This window comes from Tessaracoccus yangjingae, from assembly GCF_054483935.1.
The window spans coordinates 2,009,756-2,022,975 of record NZ_CM137014.1; the positions used below are offsets into that span (position 1 = coordinate 2,009,756).

Consider the following 13,220-nt stretch of genomic DNA (forward strand, 5'->3'; position numbering starts at 1 on the left):
GCGGGGTTTTTGCAGCGCTCCGTGGCGGTCTTGTTGCCGCGATCACGCAGGACTGGCTGCAGGTAGGTGTCGCGGTCTGAACCGAGAGGGGTGCGCCCGGTCGGGGCCGTTTGGATCGCTGCCGCTACGTCAGAGTCCGAAGGCTCCGCCGCTGACGAGGATCACGATGCCGAGGCCGATGAGAACGATGGGGAAGAGGATGTGCTCCCAGCGTTCGAGCACTTCGGCGATCGGGGGGCGGGTGGCGACGAACTTTGCCAGGGCCACCAGGACCGCGACGAGCGCGAGGAAGACGATGCAGTAGGCGACTACTGCGAGAGGTTCCACGCTGAGGAAGACAGGGGTGTAGACGCCGATGTTGTCGCCGCCGTTGGCAAGGGTGACGCCTGCGACTGTCCACACGCCGACCTTCTTGCCGGCAACCTTGGCCTCGTCGTCATCGTCGTCATCGTCTCCGCGCCAGGCCTGCCATCCGGCCCAGAGGCCGAGGCCCAGAGGGATGAGACCGAAGTACGGGATGGCTGCCGAGGGCAGGAATGCTCCGGCACCGATGGTCACCAGGACCGCGGCACCGAGGATGCCGGCGAATCCGAGGTACTGGCCGGCCAGAATGCGGGCGGTAGTGCCGCGCTGGCCTGCCCCTCGCGCGAAGAAGAGGGAGAGCACGATGATGTCGTCGATGTTGGTCGCTGCGAACAGGCCCATCGCCTGCAAGACCGAGGTGAGGATCATGCGCCCTCCCCAGCTGCGTCGCATCCGGGAAGCGAGCAGGCGGGATCGATGCACGGGGCGTCTTCGTCCACTGCCAGGGTGGCATCGACCAGTGCCGTCAGCGCCTGCGCCAGGTGCGAATCGGCGATCTCATATCGTGTCCGACGACCCTCGGGCTCGGAGACGACGATCCCGCAATCGCGCAGGCATGCCAGGTGGTTGGACACGTTCGGGCGTGTCAGGTCCAGATCTCGGGCCAGTTCCGCCGGGTAAGCGGGATGGTCGAGCAGGGTCAAGATGATCCGGGATCGAGTGGGGTCGGCCAGTGCACGACCCAGGCGGTTCATCACGTCGAGACGCGAAGCAATAGTCAGCATGGACTGAACTATACAGCGCGCACTGAACACTCGGTCACAGGCGTCAGCCCAGATCGCATGCCCGTAAGGGGAACCCTCACCGGACACCACCGCTACTTATCGAGAGGAACGACGGCACGCCTGGCGGGCTGTCCCGTAAGACCCGTCCGGTGAACTGTCCGGTGAAGGGAGGCTATATGACACACTGGGGAGCATGTCCCCCTTGAAGGTCGGCTATGCCCGAGTCTCCACCGACGAGCAGGACCTGACCGCGCAGCGTGACGGACTCGCGGCGTTCGGCGTCGATCCCAAGCGCATCTACGTCGATCACGGGCTCACGGGCCGCAACGCCGACCGTGAGGGCCTGCGGCAGGCGCTGGCTGCCTGTCGGGACGGCGATACGTTCGTGGTCACCAAGCTCGATCGGCTGGCGCGTTCAGTCCGTGATGCCCACCAGATCGCCGACGACCTCGCGGCGCGGGAAGTGAAGCTGAGCATCGCCGGATCGGTGTACGACCCGACCGACCCGATGGGGAAACTGTTGTTCAACGTGCTGGCGATGGTCGCCGAGTTCGAAGCCGACCTCATCCGTGCCCGCACCCGCGAGGGGATGAAGGTCGCCAAGGCCAAGGGCCGGCTGCGCGGGAAGTCACCGAAACTCACCCCCCGGCAAGAAGCTCACCTCGTCCAGCTACATGCCGCCGACGAGCACACCGTGGGCGAGCTGGCCGAGCTGTTCAGCGTGGGCCGCTCCACGGTCTACCGCGCCCTTCAGCGCGCCGAGCGCGGGCGCGAGAACGCCTTGCAGTAGGTGCGTCGTGGACGCTCGAGCGCGGTGGCGAATCCTCAGGCTCCACGTCGAGGACCAGGTGCCCCTCGCGCGCTTAGCTCGCGAGACCGATGTAGGGCTGCGGACCCTGGAGCGCTGGCACGCCCGCTACCGCGCCGACGGCTACGCCGGACTGGAGACAGCCTCACGGGCGGACACCGGGACCCGCCGCCTTCCGCCCGACCTCGTCGACCTGATCGAGGGCCTGGCACTGAGCAAGCCGCGGCCGGCCATCGCCACGATCCATCGCAAAGTCACCGGCATCTGCGCCACCCGGAGATGGCCGGTCCCCTCCTACTCGGTGGTGTGGGACATCGTGCGGACCCTGGATCCCGGCATGGTCACCCTCGCCCTGGAGGGCGCAGCGTCCTACCGCGACAAGCACGAGCTGGTGCTACGCCGGCAAGCAGAGCTGCCCAACGCGATGTGGCAATCCGATCACACCATGCTCGACATCCTGGTGGTGGGCACCGACGGCAAGCCCGCACGGCCATGGCTGACAACGATCCTCGACGACTGCTCCCGGGCGGTCTGCGGCTACACAGTCTTCCTGGGCGCACCGTCGGCGATGAACACCGCCCTGGCGCTGCGCCAAGCGATCTGGCACAAGACCGACCCGGCCTGGCCGATGTGCGGCTTGCCCGACGTGCTCTACGTCGACCACGGCAGCGACTTCACCAGTGACCAGCTCGCCCACACCGCCGTCGACCTCCATATCCGACTGATCCACTCCACCGTCGCCCGACCCCAGGGACGGGGCAAGATCGAGCGGTTCTTCGGGACCATCAACACCGAGCTACTCGCCCACCCTGCCCGGACACATCACCGAAGGGGACCCCTGGCCGACACCGAAACTGTCCCTGGCCGACCTCGATAGCGCCCTGGAGGCGTTCGTGGCCACCTACAACGACCGCACGCACAGCGAGCTCGGAACCTTCCCGCGCAGCGCGTGGATCGCGGACGGCTGGCTGCCCCGAATGCCCGACAGCCTGGAAGACCTCGACAGACTGCTGTTGACCGTCGCCAAGACCCGCGTCGTGCGCCGCGATGGCATCCGCTTCCAGGGCCTGCGCTACGTCTCGCCAACTCTGGCCGGCTACGTCGGACGCTCGGTCGTGATCCGCTACGACCCCCGCGACATCACCGAGATCCGCGTCTTCGATCACGACGAATTCGTCTGCAAGGCCGTCAACCAAGAGCACCACGATCAAAAGGTCAGCCTCAAGGAGATCCAGGCCGCGCGCAACGCCCGCCGCCGAGCGCTGCGAGCCAGCATCAACGAACGCATCGCCCTCGTGGCCGCACCTACCGAGACGCCACGGATCACCGAAGCACCGGCTCCGGCGCCGAGGTCGGCGTTGAAGATCTACAAGGAGGACCTCAGGTGAGCCAGCGCTTCATCGTCACCAAGGAGCACCGCCGCTTCACCGAGTTCGCCGACGCCGTGCGCCGCGGGCACACCATCGGTTTGTGCTTCGGATCAGCCGGCGTAGGAAAGACACTCTCCGCGCGCCGCTACGCACACTACGAGAAGGCTCATGACCTGCTGACCTACTGGGGGCCGCGCTCCGACGACGACGCCAAGATCTACGCCGCCTTGAACCGGAGCCGCACCGTGCTCTACACCCCCAGCGTGCTGACCACCCCGCGGACCCTGAAGGACGAGCTGACCCAAGCCATCACCCGCACCAACATGTGCATCGAGCAGCACCTCGTACCTCCCGGCACGGCCACTCCCGAGGCCTGGGGATGGCGACACGGCAGGAACTACGTGGAGCTGATCATCGTCGACGAGGCCGAACGACTGCGTCCCGCCGCTCTGGAACTGCTGCGCGATCGCTACGACCGCGACGACATCGCCCTGATCCTGATCGGCATGCCCGGCCTGGAGAAGCAGTTCAGCCACTACCCCCAGTTCTACAGCCGAGTCGGCTTCGCCCACCAGTACCGGCCCCTGGGACAAGACGAACTGCTGTTCGTCCTCGAGCGACACTGGCGATCCCTCGGCAAGACCCTCGACCCCGACGACTTCACCGACGCCCAAGCCATCGCAGCCATCGCACGGATCACCCGCGGCAACTTCCGGCTCCTCGAACGCCTCTTCCCCCAGATCCAGCGGGTCCTGAAGATCAACGAACTCGACACCATCACCAACGACGTCATCGAAGCCGCACAGAGCACCCTGGTCATCGGTGTCACCTGACCCCGCCACGAAGCGACCGAAGAACCCCGCCATTCAGCAGACGAAGTCACAGGGACACTGACCGTGACGGTGTCTCCCACTGGTCAGGTGTTCACGGTGCCGATCACGGCCACGGTTGTGGCGAACCCGAGCGTGGGCACCTCGCTGGTGTTGGACACCTCGGGCAGCATGAGCCTGCCATCGGGGTTGCCCAGCAAGGACCGGATGGGCGTCCTGCACGACTCGGCGCCACTGTTCGTCGCCCTGCTCGACCCGACTGACGGGGTCGGGGTGGTGCGGTTCGACACCGACGCGGCGCCGGTCACCGCCGTCGTCGACGCCGGGCCCACCATCGGTGGGGCGGGACGGCTGGCCGCCTTGAACGCGATCTCGACCACGGCCACGAACCTCGCCGGGATGACGGCCATCGGCGACGGGCTGGAAGCTGCCGCCGCACAGCTCGCCCCAGTCGCCGCTGGCTGTGACTCGACCGCCACCATCGTGTTCACCGACGGCAACGAGACCGCCGAACGCACCATCGAGCAGGCGGCCGCGTCGGTCAACAGCCGCGTGTTCGCCATCGGCCTGGGAACAGCCGACCAGCTCAATCCGGGGGCCCTGTCCGACATCGCCAACGGCACCGGTGGATACCTGCTCCTCACTGGCAACCCCGGCGTGGACGACCAGCTTCTCCTGCAGAAGTACTTCGCGCAGGTCCTGGCCGGGGCCACCAATGCCGCCATCGTCGTCGACCCGGCGGGGGTCGTCCCTATCGGCGGGAAGGTGGTCGTCCCGTTCGACCTGACTGACGCCGAAATCCGCACCGACGTTCTGCTCCTCGGCGACCTGACAGCGGCACTTCGGGTCGAGATCATCGCCCCCGATGGAACCAGCATCAGGGCCGGCGCCGGCGCGAACGAGACACTTGGGACCGCGTTCAGGGTCCTCCGTATCGTGCCCGCCCACGTCCTCCCCGCACCTGCCGGGGCGGCGGGCCAATGGCAGTCGGTGCTGTCTGTCGACGAGCGTGATCTCAAGAACCGGCTGGCCAGGCTGCGCAAGGAGCTGAGCCAGAGGGAAGGCGGCGACCAGGCGTTCAAGCGGATCCTGACCGCGGTCGAGACCCACGGTGTCCCCTACACCCTCAGCGTTCAGGCCCGCAGCGCGCTGCGGATGACAGCCGCGCTCAGCCAGCAGTCACGGCTTCCCGGTCATCCTGGGCGGCTCGAGGTCACCCTGACCGACAGCGGAGTGCCCCTCTCGGGGAGTGCCGCCGTGCACGCAGGAGTCACCTCACCCACCGGCACCACGTCGACGGTGACCCTGACCGAGGCCGAACCAGGCCTGTACCGCGGCGAGATCCCGACCTCGGTCTCCGGGGTCTACCGGATACTGGTCAGCGCAGCCGGCGCAGACCTCCGCGGAACCCGATTCACCCGAGAAGAGCTACGAACCCTGGCCGTCTGGGCACGGGGGGACGACAGACCACCGATTTGTCACCGACCCCGGCACAGGGACCGGCACGTCGGGCATCGACGTCTGCGGCCTGCTCCTGTGCCTGCTCCGGGACGACGGCATCCGCGACCTGCTCAAACGCCACGAGGTGGACCCCGACGTCATCACACGCTGCGTCAAACGAGCCTGCGGGTAAGACCCACGACTCCCAGAGTGCGGGAGCCAACGCTAGTGCTTGGACGAGCATGAGGAGTCATCCCGTGGACGCATGGCGCCGCTGGTCATGGCCGTGCGTCCGTAGACGGGATTCGGTTAAGTGACCGGATCGTTGGCGGCACCGTCGCAGTGCGGATGCAGCTCGAGGACGGCTGGACCGCGCGGGAAATGGACTACTTCCTGCCGACTCGTCCCTCTCAGGCCACCTTCAGGCCCTCTGGCCGGAAGACCTAGGCTGGGCGGGACGAAGGAGGACCAAATGATCGAAGAGACCCGTCGCCCCGCCGCTGTGCAGGTGACCCGCTTGAGTCATCTGAGTTTCGAGGCCCGGAACGAGCGCGGGGGCTCGGTCCCGATCGGGAGCGGCGACAGCAGCGAGTTCACCCCGGTGGAGCTGTTGATGGCGGCGATCGCCGCCTGCGGCGCGATCGATGTGGATCTGATCACGCATCGTCGCTCCGAGCCGGACTCGTTCAGTGTCGACGTCACGGCCTCGAAGGTGAAGGACTCCACTGGGAACCGGCTTGAGGACATCGAGGTGACTTTCCGGGTCGTCTTCCCGGAGGGCGAGGATGGGGATCGCGCGCGCCTCCTGCTGGGGCGCGGTATTCAGCAGGCGCATGATCGGCTGTGCACTGTGTCGCGGACCATCGAGCTCGGCACCCCTGTCACAATGAGGGGCTCCGACGTCTGAGGGCGCGATGTCGTCCGCCTGCGGTGAAATCGACCTCCCCCAGGAATGATTCTGCCTCCGCGGGTGTTGGCAGTCCTTGCGAGGCAAAGCTCGCGAGCCATACCGGAAGGACCTTTTGATGAATCACCCACGTCACATCGTGCGAGCCCTGGCAGGGATGTTGGCCGCCGGCCTCATGCTGACGGGGTGCGCCAGTCCCTCCGGTGACGAGACCCCCAGCGCCGGATCGTCGTCCGTGGACGGTGCGCCAGCCGCGTTCGATGCGGAGGCTTCAATCGAGATCGGGTCCCTGTACGAGCCCAGCAACCTCAGCAACGTCGATGCGGGCGGTCAGGGTGTCACGGAGGCCCTCAACGGCAACGTGTACGAGTCGCTGATCAAGCTCAACGACGACGGCTCGCTGACCAATCTGTTGGCCGAGGACTACCAGGTCAGCGACGACGGCCTCTCCTACACCTTCACCCTCCGGGAGGGGGTCACCTTCCACTCTGGAAAGGAGCTCACCTCAGCCGACGTGAAGGCCAGCTTCGAGCGCGTCACCTCCGAGGCGTCGCAGGCGGCGCGCAAGAGCAGCTACGCCGTCGTCGAGTCGGTGGCCACCCCGGACGACCAGACGGTCGAGTTCACGCTGAAGAACCGCTCCATCTCGTTTCCCTACCTCATGGCCTACGTGTGGATCGTGAACCCTGACCTCGCCGACCCCAAGGTCGAAGCCGACGGCACCGGTCCCTACGTGTTCGATGAGTGGCAACGCGGCAGCACCCTCAGCATCGTCCGCAACGACGACTACTGGGGCGAGCCGGCGAAGAACGCGCGCGCCACGTTCCACTACTTCACCGACGCGAGCGCGGAGTCGAACGCGCTGCTGACCGGAGAGATCGATCTGGTCACCACGATCCAGAGCCCCGACGCCCTGACCCCGTTCGAGGGCAGCGACGACTTCCAGATCAGCGAGGGCACCTCCACCACCAAGGAACTCCTGGCGTTCAACGACCGCGTGGCCCCGTTCGACGACGCCCGCGTCCGTCGCGCCGTGTACTCCGCCGTCGACCGCGAAAAGCTGCTGGAGTCCATCTGGGCGGGCCGCGGCCAGCTCATCGGATCCATGGTGCCCCCCACGGACCCGTGGTACGAGGACCTGACCTCCCTCAACCCGTACGACCCGGAGCTGTCCAAGCAGCTACTCGACGAGGCGGGCCTGGCCGACGGGTTCACGTTCACGCTGCAGACGCCCAACTACGACCCGCACCCGGCAGTGGCCGAGTTCCTGAAGTCGGAACTCGCGAAGGTGGGCATCACTGTCGACATCAAGGTGATCACGGCCGACGAGTGGTACTCCGTGGTGTTCAAGGAGCGTGCGTTCGAGGCGACCCTTCAGGAGCATGTCAACGACCGCGACGTGGTCTGGTACGGCAACCCGGACTTCTACTGGGGCTACGACAACGCCGACGTTCAGCGACTCGTGGGCGAGGCCGAACAGGCCGCCACCCCCGAGGAGCAGACCGCCAAGCTCAAGGAGGCCAACACCATCATCGCCACCGAGGCGGCCAGCAACTGGCTCTACCTCTATCCGCAGATCGTGGTGGCGAGCAGCGAGGTGTCCGGGTTCCCGGTCAACGGTCTGAACTCGCAGTTCTACGTGTACAACATCACCAAGGCCTGAGTAGTTCTAGGAATCACAACACGGGAGGGCGGTGTGCCGGAGCATGGGTAGTTACCTGGCCCGGCGCGCCGCCTTCCTGCTGATGTCGTTGGTGCTGGCGATGCTGCTGATCTTCGTCCTGCTGCGGCTCCTGCCCGGCGACCCCGCCAACGCCCTTCTGTCGGTCGACGCGACCCCGGAGCAGATCGAGGCCGCGCAACAGCAGGTGGGCTCCAACCTTCCCGTCCACGAACAGCTCGTGCGGTGGGTCGGAGACGTGATGCGACTCGACCTGGGCACCTCTTTCATCTCCGGCACCCCCGTGCTGCCCGACATCGTTTCCCGGTTGGAGGTGACGCTGCCGCTGACCTTGATCTCCTTCGTCATCTCCGTCATGCTCGCCAGCGGGATCGGGTACGTCGCGGCGGCTCGGGCTCACACGCGGCTCGGGGTCGCCGTGACGGCTGTGGCGCAGCTCGGCATCGCGGTGCCCGTCTTCTGGATCGGGATCCTTCTTGTGTGGCTGTTCGCGTTGGAGCTTCGGCTGTTCCCCTCCGGGGGGTTCCCGCGGGAGGGCTGGGCTGACCCGCTCGCGGCGCTGCGTTCCCTGTTCCTCCCCGCCACCACCATCGTGATCGTCATGACTGCCTCGCTGGTGCGCTATGTCCGGTCGGCGACGCTTGACGTCTTGGAGAGCGACTATCTTCGCAATGCGCAGGCGTTGGGCAGCGGCTTCGGGGAGGCGTTCCTTCGCCACGGCGTCCGCAACGCCTCGGTGCCAGTCATCTCGATCCTAGGGATCGAGCTCGCGTCCACCCTGCTGGGGGCCGTCGTGGTGGAGAGCGTGTTTACCCTGCCAGGGCTGGGGAGCATGCTGACCAAGGCCATCGCCCAGCACGACTACCCGAGCATCCAGGGGATCCTCCTGGTGACCACGTTCTTCGTGCTGATCGTCGGTTTCGCAGCCGACGTGGTCCAGCGCCTCGTCGACCCGCGCCTGCGCTCCAGCCTCTCCGGGGCGCACGCGTGAGCGCCGGGATCGACATCAGCAGCGCTCCGGAGCCGATCGCCCCGGTGCCGGCTCGACGGCGAGGTATGCCGGTGAGTCTTGTGCTCGGGATGGTCCTGTTGGTGGCTGTGGGGATCGTCGGGCTGGTGTCGGTGTTCTGGTTGCCCTACGACCTCGCCGACACCACCGGCGGACGGCTCGAGCCCCCCGGACCGGATCACTGGTTGGGCACCGACAAGCTCGGCCGCGACACCGCCAGCTTCGTCATGGTCGGCACCAGGATCGCACTGACGGTCGGTCTCAGCAGCATGGCCATCGCGATGGCCCTCGGCGTCATCGTCGGGCTGCTCGCCGCATTCGCCACCGGATGGGTCGACGACGTGCAGTCCTCTCTCCTGGACGTGGTGATCGCCTTTCCCACCCTGCTGCTCGCGATGCTGATCGGTGCCATGCAGGGCGCCAGCCTGACCTCGGCCGTGGTCTCGATCGGTCTGGCAGCCTCCGCGGTGGTGGCGCGACTCACCCGCATCCTGGCCAAAGGGCTGCTGCGCCGGCAGTTCGTCACCGCTGCCCGCACCTCGGGCACCAGCTGGCCACGCATCGTGGTCATCCACCTGCTCCCCAACATGTGGCCGACGCTCGTGGTGACCGCCGCGCTCATCTTCGGCACCGCAGTCCTCGCCGAAGCGAGCCTCTCGTACCTCGGACTCGGCGTCCCGCCGCCGAACTCGTCGCTGGGCCGCCTGCTCCAGGGCGCTCAGAGCACCGTCCTGACCGCCCCGTGGGGCGCCGTCGCCCCAGGCGTGGTCATCATGGTGATCGTGCTGGGGGCGAACTCCCTGGCCGACGGCCTCCGCGAACGCTTCGATCCGACCCGACGGGAGCGCAGATGAACATCGAGGTTGAGGATCTCACTATCACGGTCGCGGGATCCGGCAAGCGCGTCGTCGACGCCATCTCGTTTGCACTCGACCCAGGCGAACGGGTCGGGATCATCGGCGAGTCAGGCTCCGGGAAGTCGGTCACCACCCTGGCGCTGCTCGGCCTGTTGCCCCGGTCGCTGACAGCCTCAGGATCCATTCGCGTCGACGGCACCCAGATCGTCGGGGCCTCCAGGAAGCAGTTGCTGGAGATCCGGGGACGCAGGATGGCGAAGATCTTCCAGGACCCCTCCACCGCCCTCGACCCCCTCACCCGGATCGGAGAGCTCATCGCCGAGCCCCTCCGGCGGCACCAAGGGCTCCGCGGCCATGAGCTGAACGCCGCCGTCGAGCGGGCGCTGACGGAGGTGGCTCTGCCCGCCACCGAGCGGGTGTCGCGGGCGTTCCCCCACGAGATCTCCGGGGGCCAGAGGCAGCGCGTCGCCATCGCGATGGCACTGGCCTGCCGGCCTGCGATGCTGATCGCGGACGAACCGACCACCGCGCTGGACGTCACCGTCCAGGCGGAGATCCTCCAGCTCATCCGTCGACTCTGTGCCGATCATGGGATGGGCCTGGTGTTCGTCTCCCACGACATCGCCGTCGTCTCACACACCGTCACCCGGGCCCTGGTCATGCAGGGAGGCCACATTGTTGAGCAGGGGCCCATCGATCAGATCGTCCACGCCCCGACCGACCCGTACACGCTCCGGCTCGTCGCCAGCGCCCGCGCATTGGATGAGGCACTGGCCACAGGAAGCATCTCGTGACCAAGCCGCTGCTCGCCTTCGAGTCCGTCGGTTTCACCTACCGCGGCGCCACCGCCCCCGCCCTGAACCGCGTCACTTTCGCGCTGACTCCCGGCGGAAGCCTGGGGATCGTCGGCGAGTCGGGCTCAGGCAAGTCCACCGCGCTGAAACTCCTGCTCGCGCTCCACCAGCCCACGGTTGGCCGGGTCCTGTTCGACGGGGCCGAGTTGAACCTGCGGGACCGCCTCCAGGTGCGCGAGCTGCGCCAAACGGTTCAACCCGTCTTCCAGGACCCCTACGCCTCACTGGACCCAAGGATGCGCGTCGACAGGATCGTCGCCGAGCCGCTGCTGTCGCTGGGCATCGGGGGAACCGCTGCCCAGCGGCGTGCCCGGGTGGCGGCGGCGATCGAGGAGGTGGGCCTGGACGTCGACACCCTCGCCCGCTACCCCCACGAGTTCTCCGGAGGCCAACGGCAACGGATCGCCATCGCCCGGGCCCTGGTCACCGACCCGGCCGTCCTGGTGGCCGACGAGCCGGTCAGCGCCCTGGACGTCACCACCCGCATCGAGGTGATCGAACTCCTGGCCCGACTCCGGCGCGAGCGACAGTTGAGCATCGTGATGGTCTCCCACGACATGAGCGTGGTCGCGGCGCTGTGTGACACCACACTGGTCCTCAAAGACGGAACGGTCATCGAGACGGGAGAGACGATGTCGATCCTGAATGACCCGCACGAGGCGTGCACGCGCCAACTGATCAGCGCGATCCCCCGCCTCCCGGTCCCCCCTGCTTCTGGCCGATGATCAGCGGGGCCTTGCCGAGCGGGGTGCGGGCAAGTTCCTGAACCGGGGTGACGATGATGTGGGTGTCGTCGGTGACGCCTGCGGATGTGAGTCCGGCTCTGAGTCGGCGGGTGATCTGGTGCAGGTCCACCCGTCGGTCAGGGTCCACGATTCGTACCGTGATCCCCTCGGTGGTTTGTTGGACCTGCCAGCCGTGGATGGCTAGCGGTTCGAGGGCGTCGTGGAACAGGCCAGGGCGAATCAGCACGGGTTCTCTGGTCCTGCTGGTCACACGGAGGGTCGCTTCGGTGCGGCCCGCGACGGTGTCCAGTCGTCGGAAGGGTAGTCCACAGGTGCAGGGGTCGGTGGCCAGCCGGATCGAGTCGGTCAGTTCGTAGCGGATCAGCGGGAGGGTGCGGCTGAACAGGACGGTAGCAAGGAGCCGATCGGCGATGTGGCCGTCGGGGACGGGCCGGTAGGCGTTGTCGACGGGTTCGATGATGACGAAGTCCTCGTAGAGATGCATCGAGCCGTGGCTGCAGGACGACGCGATGGTGGCGGTTTCGGTGGCGACGTAGGTGTTGATGACCTGCACACCCCAGGTGTCGATCGCCGCGTGCCGGGCTGTGGGAAGTTGCTCCTCGGAGGCGGTGATCACCTTCTCCGGCGCGATGTGGAGGTTCCCGGCGGTTTGGGCTTCGGCCAGGGGCGCCAGCATTGAGGCGTAGCACACCAGAAGTCGGGGCTGGAATCTGTTGAGCGCCTCAACTAGGGCCTCGATGGGTTGGGTGGCGTCGAGTCGGAGGGTGGGGACCAGGGGGTTGCGGAGGGAAGCGCCGACGACCGCGGACTGGTGGGCGGGGTTGCGGGTGGACACGATCGCGGTCGGCACAGGCCGGCGTGGACCGACCTTCACGTGGGCCCAGTCGTTGACGCGGGCGTAGGAGGAGAGGATGCGGATCCATTCGCGACGGTTCCAGACGAAGACGCCCCTTTGGCCCGTTGAGCCGGCGGTGGCCGCCGTCCACCAACGACCCTGCCAGGGTTGTCCGGGATCACCACCCCCAGACTCCAGATCCTGCAACCGTCGCGTCACCGAGTCGAGGCGAAGCTCCGGAGAGGTCACCAGCCGATCCCACTGCGTCATCAGTTGTGTCTTGGTCAACGGCGGCAGTTGCGACAGCGGGGCGGACTGCATGCCGCGGTGCTGGTCGGCATAGTAGGGCGACTGTCGGGCGGCATGCTCGCGCAGACGCCCCAGCATGCGCTGCCGGTGATCATCGAGCTGGGTTCGGGTCCAGCGATCATGCTGTTGGGTCCTCCAACGGGTCACCAGCAGCTCTCCGAACAGGGCTGTCATGGCCAGCTCCCAAGGCTGGCTCTCTCCGTGACAGTAGCGGTCCCACCCGACCCCTTGGATGTTGAGGCCGCGTCGGCGGCCCTGGCCACCGCTCGAAGCAGTGCCGCGAATCGGTCCATGCCTTCGGCGACATGGGCGACCTGGAACTCCACCTCCACGGTGGCGCCGAAGACGTCGCCGGCCCCGACGGGGGCCGGTTCGTTGGCGACGGGTTGCGTGAGGATCGGCGTGGCCGTGCCGTCCGAGGTCACTTGTAACGGGTGCGCTGACTGGACAAGTGCAGTGTGCGGGTCCAGTTGCCGTGGCGCCGTG

The 13,220-nt window shown here is 67.2% G+C and carries 15 protein-coding genes; 11 read left to right on the top strand and 4 right to left on the bottom strand.

Annotation, left to right across the window (positions count from 1 at the left end):
* Window positions 1-129: 129 nt before the first annotated feature.
* Window positions 130-732 (bottom strand): cadmium resistance transporter, encoded by a 603-nt coding sequence (locus tag ACX1D3_RS08825; protein ID WP_078919667.1) that lies wholly within the window; start codon window positions 730-732, stop codon window positions 130-132.
* Window positions 729-1,088 (bottom strand): Cd(II)/Pb(II)-sensing metalloregulatory transcriptional regulator CmtR, encoded by a 360-nt coding sequence (gene cmtR, locus ACX1D3_RS08830; RefSeq protein WP_006590980.1) that lies wholly within the window; start codon window positions 1,086-1,088, stop codon window positions 729-731. Before cmtR ends, ACX1D3_RS08825 begins: the two co-directional genes overlap by 4 nt.
* A gap of 193 nt (window positions 1,089-1,281) precedes the next feature.
* On the opposite strand from cmtR, the gene ACX1D3_RS08835 reads away from it, so the two are divergent.
* From ACX1D3_RS08835 to ACX1D3_RS08885, 11 genes are all read left to right on the top strand, one after another.
* On the top strand, window positions 1,282-1,878 hold the full coding sequence (locus ACX1D3_RS08835; protein ID WP_010534181.1) for a recombinase family protein: 597 nt from the start codon (window positions 1,282-1,284) through the stop codon (window positions 1,876-1,878).
* 7 nt (window positions 1,879-1,885) lie between these two features.
* Window positions 1,886-2,773 carry a TnsB C-terminal domain-containing protein gene (locus ACX1D3_RS08840; RefSeq protein WP_228383428.1) on the top strand — a complete coding sequence of 296 codons (888 nt, stop codon included), beginning with the start codon at window positions 1,886-1,888 and terminating at the stop codon, window positions 2,771-2,773.
* Between the two features lie 16 nt (window positions 2,774-2,789).
* Complete coding sequence (locus ACX1D3_RS08845; protein ID WP_228383427.1) at window positions 2,790-3,284, top strand: Mu transposase C-terminal domain-containing protein; 495 nt, start codon at window positions 2,790-2,792, stop codon at window positions 3,282-3,284.
* Entirely contained in the window at window positions 3,281-4,099 is an 819-nt protein-coding gene (locus tag ACX1D3_RS08850) for an AAA family ATPase (protein ID WP_078919665.1), read from the top strand. The genes ACX1D3_RS08845 and ACX1D3_RS08850 overlap by 4 nt, the downstream gene beginning before the upstream one ends.
* Window positions 4,100-4,168: 69 nt before the next feature.
* Window positions 4,169-5,782 (top strand): vWA domain-containing protein, encoded by a 1,614-nt coding sequence (locus tag ACX1D3_RS08855; protein WP_458993581.1) that lies wholly within the window; start codon window positions 4,169-4,171, stop codon window positions 5,780-5,782.
* A 226-nt stretch (window positions 5,783-6,008) separates the two neighbouring features.
* On the top strand, window positions 6,009-6,443 hold the full coding sequence (locus tag ACX1D3_RS08860) for an OsmC family protein (RefSeq protein WP_078919663.1): 435 nt from the start codon (window positions 6,009-6,011) through the stop codon (window positions 6,441-6,443).
* A gap of 118 nt (window positions 6,444-6,561) precedes the next feature.
* Window positions 6,562-8,106 carry an ABC transporter substrate-binding protein gene (locus tag ACX1D3_RS08865; protein WP_078919662.1) on the top strand — a complete coding sequence of 515 codons (1,545 nt, stop codon included), beginning with the start codon at window positions 6,562-6,564 and terminating at the stop codon, window positions 8,104-8,106.
* A 43-nt stretch (window positions 8,107-8,149) separates the two neighbouring features.
* A complete protein-coding gene (locus tag ACX1D3_RS08870) occupies window positions 8,150-9,115 on the top strand; it encodes an ABC transporter permease (RefSeq protein ID WP_458993582.1) in 966 nt (321 codons plus the stop codon).
* A gap of 65 nt (window positions 9,116-9,180) precedes the next feature.
* Entirely contained in the window at window positions 9,181-9,987 is an 807-nt protein-coding gene (locus tag ACX1D3_RS08875) for an ABC transporter permease (RefSeq protein ID WP_078919660.1), read from the top strand.
* Complete coding sequence (locus tag ACX1D3_RS08880; protein WP_458993583.1) at window positions 9,984-10,784, top strand: ABC transporter ATP-binding protein; 801 nt, start codon at window positions 9,984-9,986, stop codon at window positions 10,782-10,784. Before ACX1D3_RS08875 ends, ACX1D3_RS08880 begins: the two co-directional genes overlap by 4 nt.
* Window positions 10,781-11,569, top strand: coding sequence for an ABC transporter ATP-binding protein (locus ACX1D3_RS08885; RefSeq protein ID WP_458993584.1), 789 nt, complete (start codon window positions 10,781-10,783; stop codon window positions 11,567-11,569). The genes ACX1D3_RS08880 and ACX1D3_RS08885 overlap by 4 nt, the downstream gene beginning before the upstream one ends.
* Here ACX1D3_RS08885 and ACX1D3_RS08890 read toward each other — a convergent pair.
* Window positions 11,523-12,908: a phenylacetate--CoA ligase family protein gene (locus tag ACX1D3_RS08890; protein WP_458993585.1), complete on the bottom strand. Its 1,386-nt coding sequence runs from the start codon at window positions 12,906-12,908 to the stop codon at window positions 11,523-11,525. The two genes, ACX1D3_RS08885 and ACX1D3_RS08890, sit on opposite strands and share 47 nt — an antisense overlap.
* Complete coding sequence (locus ACX1D3_RS08895; protein WP_078919656.1) at window positions 12,905-13,159, bottom strand: hypothetical protein; 255 nt, start codon at window positions 13,157-13,159, stop codon at window positions 12,905-12,907. The genes ACX1D3_RS08890 and ACX1D3_RS08895 overlap by 4 nt, the downstream gene beginning before the upstream one ends.
* Window positions 13,160-13,220: the final 61 nt, after the last annotated feature.

What these genes read in the sequence shown, in the direction of transcription:
- ACX1D3_RS08825 (WP_078919667.1), bottom strand. Translation starts at nt 732, where the DNA reads ATGATCCTCACCTCGGTCTTGCAGGCGATGGGCCTGTTCGCAGCGACC.
- cmtR (WP_006590980.1), bottom strand. Translation starts at nt 1,088, where the DNA reads ATGCTGACTATTGCTTCGCGTCTCGACGTGATGAACCGCCTGGGTCGT.
- ACX1D3_RS08835 (WP_010534181.1), top strand. Translation starts at nt 1,282, where the DNA reads ATGTCCCCCTTGAAGGTCGGCTATGCCCGAGTCTCCACCGACGAGCAG.
- ACX1D3_RS08860 (WP_078919663.1), top strand. Translation starts at nt 6,009, where the DNA reads ATGATCGAAGAGACCCGTCGCCCCGCCGCTGTGCAGGTGACCCGCTTG.
- ACX1D3_RS08865 (WP_078919662.1), top strand. Translation starts at nt 6,562, where the DNA reads ATGAATCACCCACGTCACATCGTGCGAGCCCTGGCAGGGATGTTGGCC.
- ACX1D3_RS08870 (WP_458993582.1), top strand. Translation starts at nt 8,150, where the DNA reads ATGGGTAGTTACCTGGCCCGGCGCGCCGCCTTCCTGCTGATGTCGTTG.
- ACX1D3_RS08875 (WP_078919660.1), top strand. Translation starts at nt 9,181, where the DNA reads ATGCCGGTGAGTCTTGTGCTCGGGATGGTCCTGTTGGTGGCTGTGGGG.
- ACX1D3_RS08880 (WP_458993583.1), top strand. Translation starts at nt 9,984, where the DNA reads ATGAACATCGAGGTTGAGGATCTCACTATCACGGTCGCGGGATCCGGC.
- ACX1D3_RS08890 (WP_458993585.1), bottom strand. Translation starts at nt 12,908, where the DNA reads ATGACAGCCCTGTTCGGAGAGCTGCTGGTGACCCGTTGGAGGACCCAA.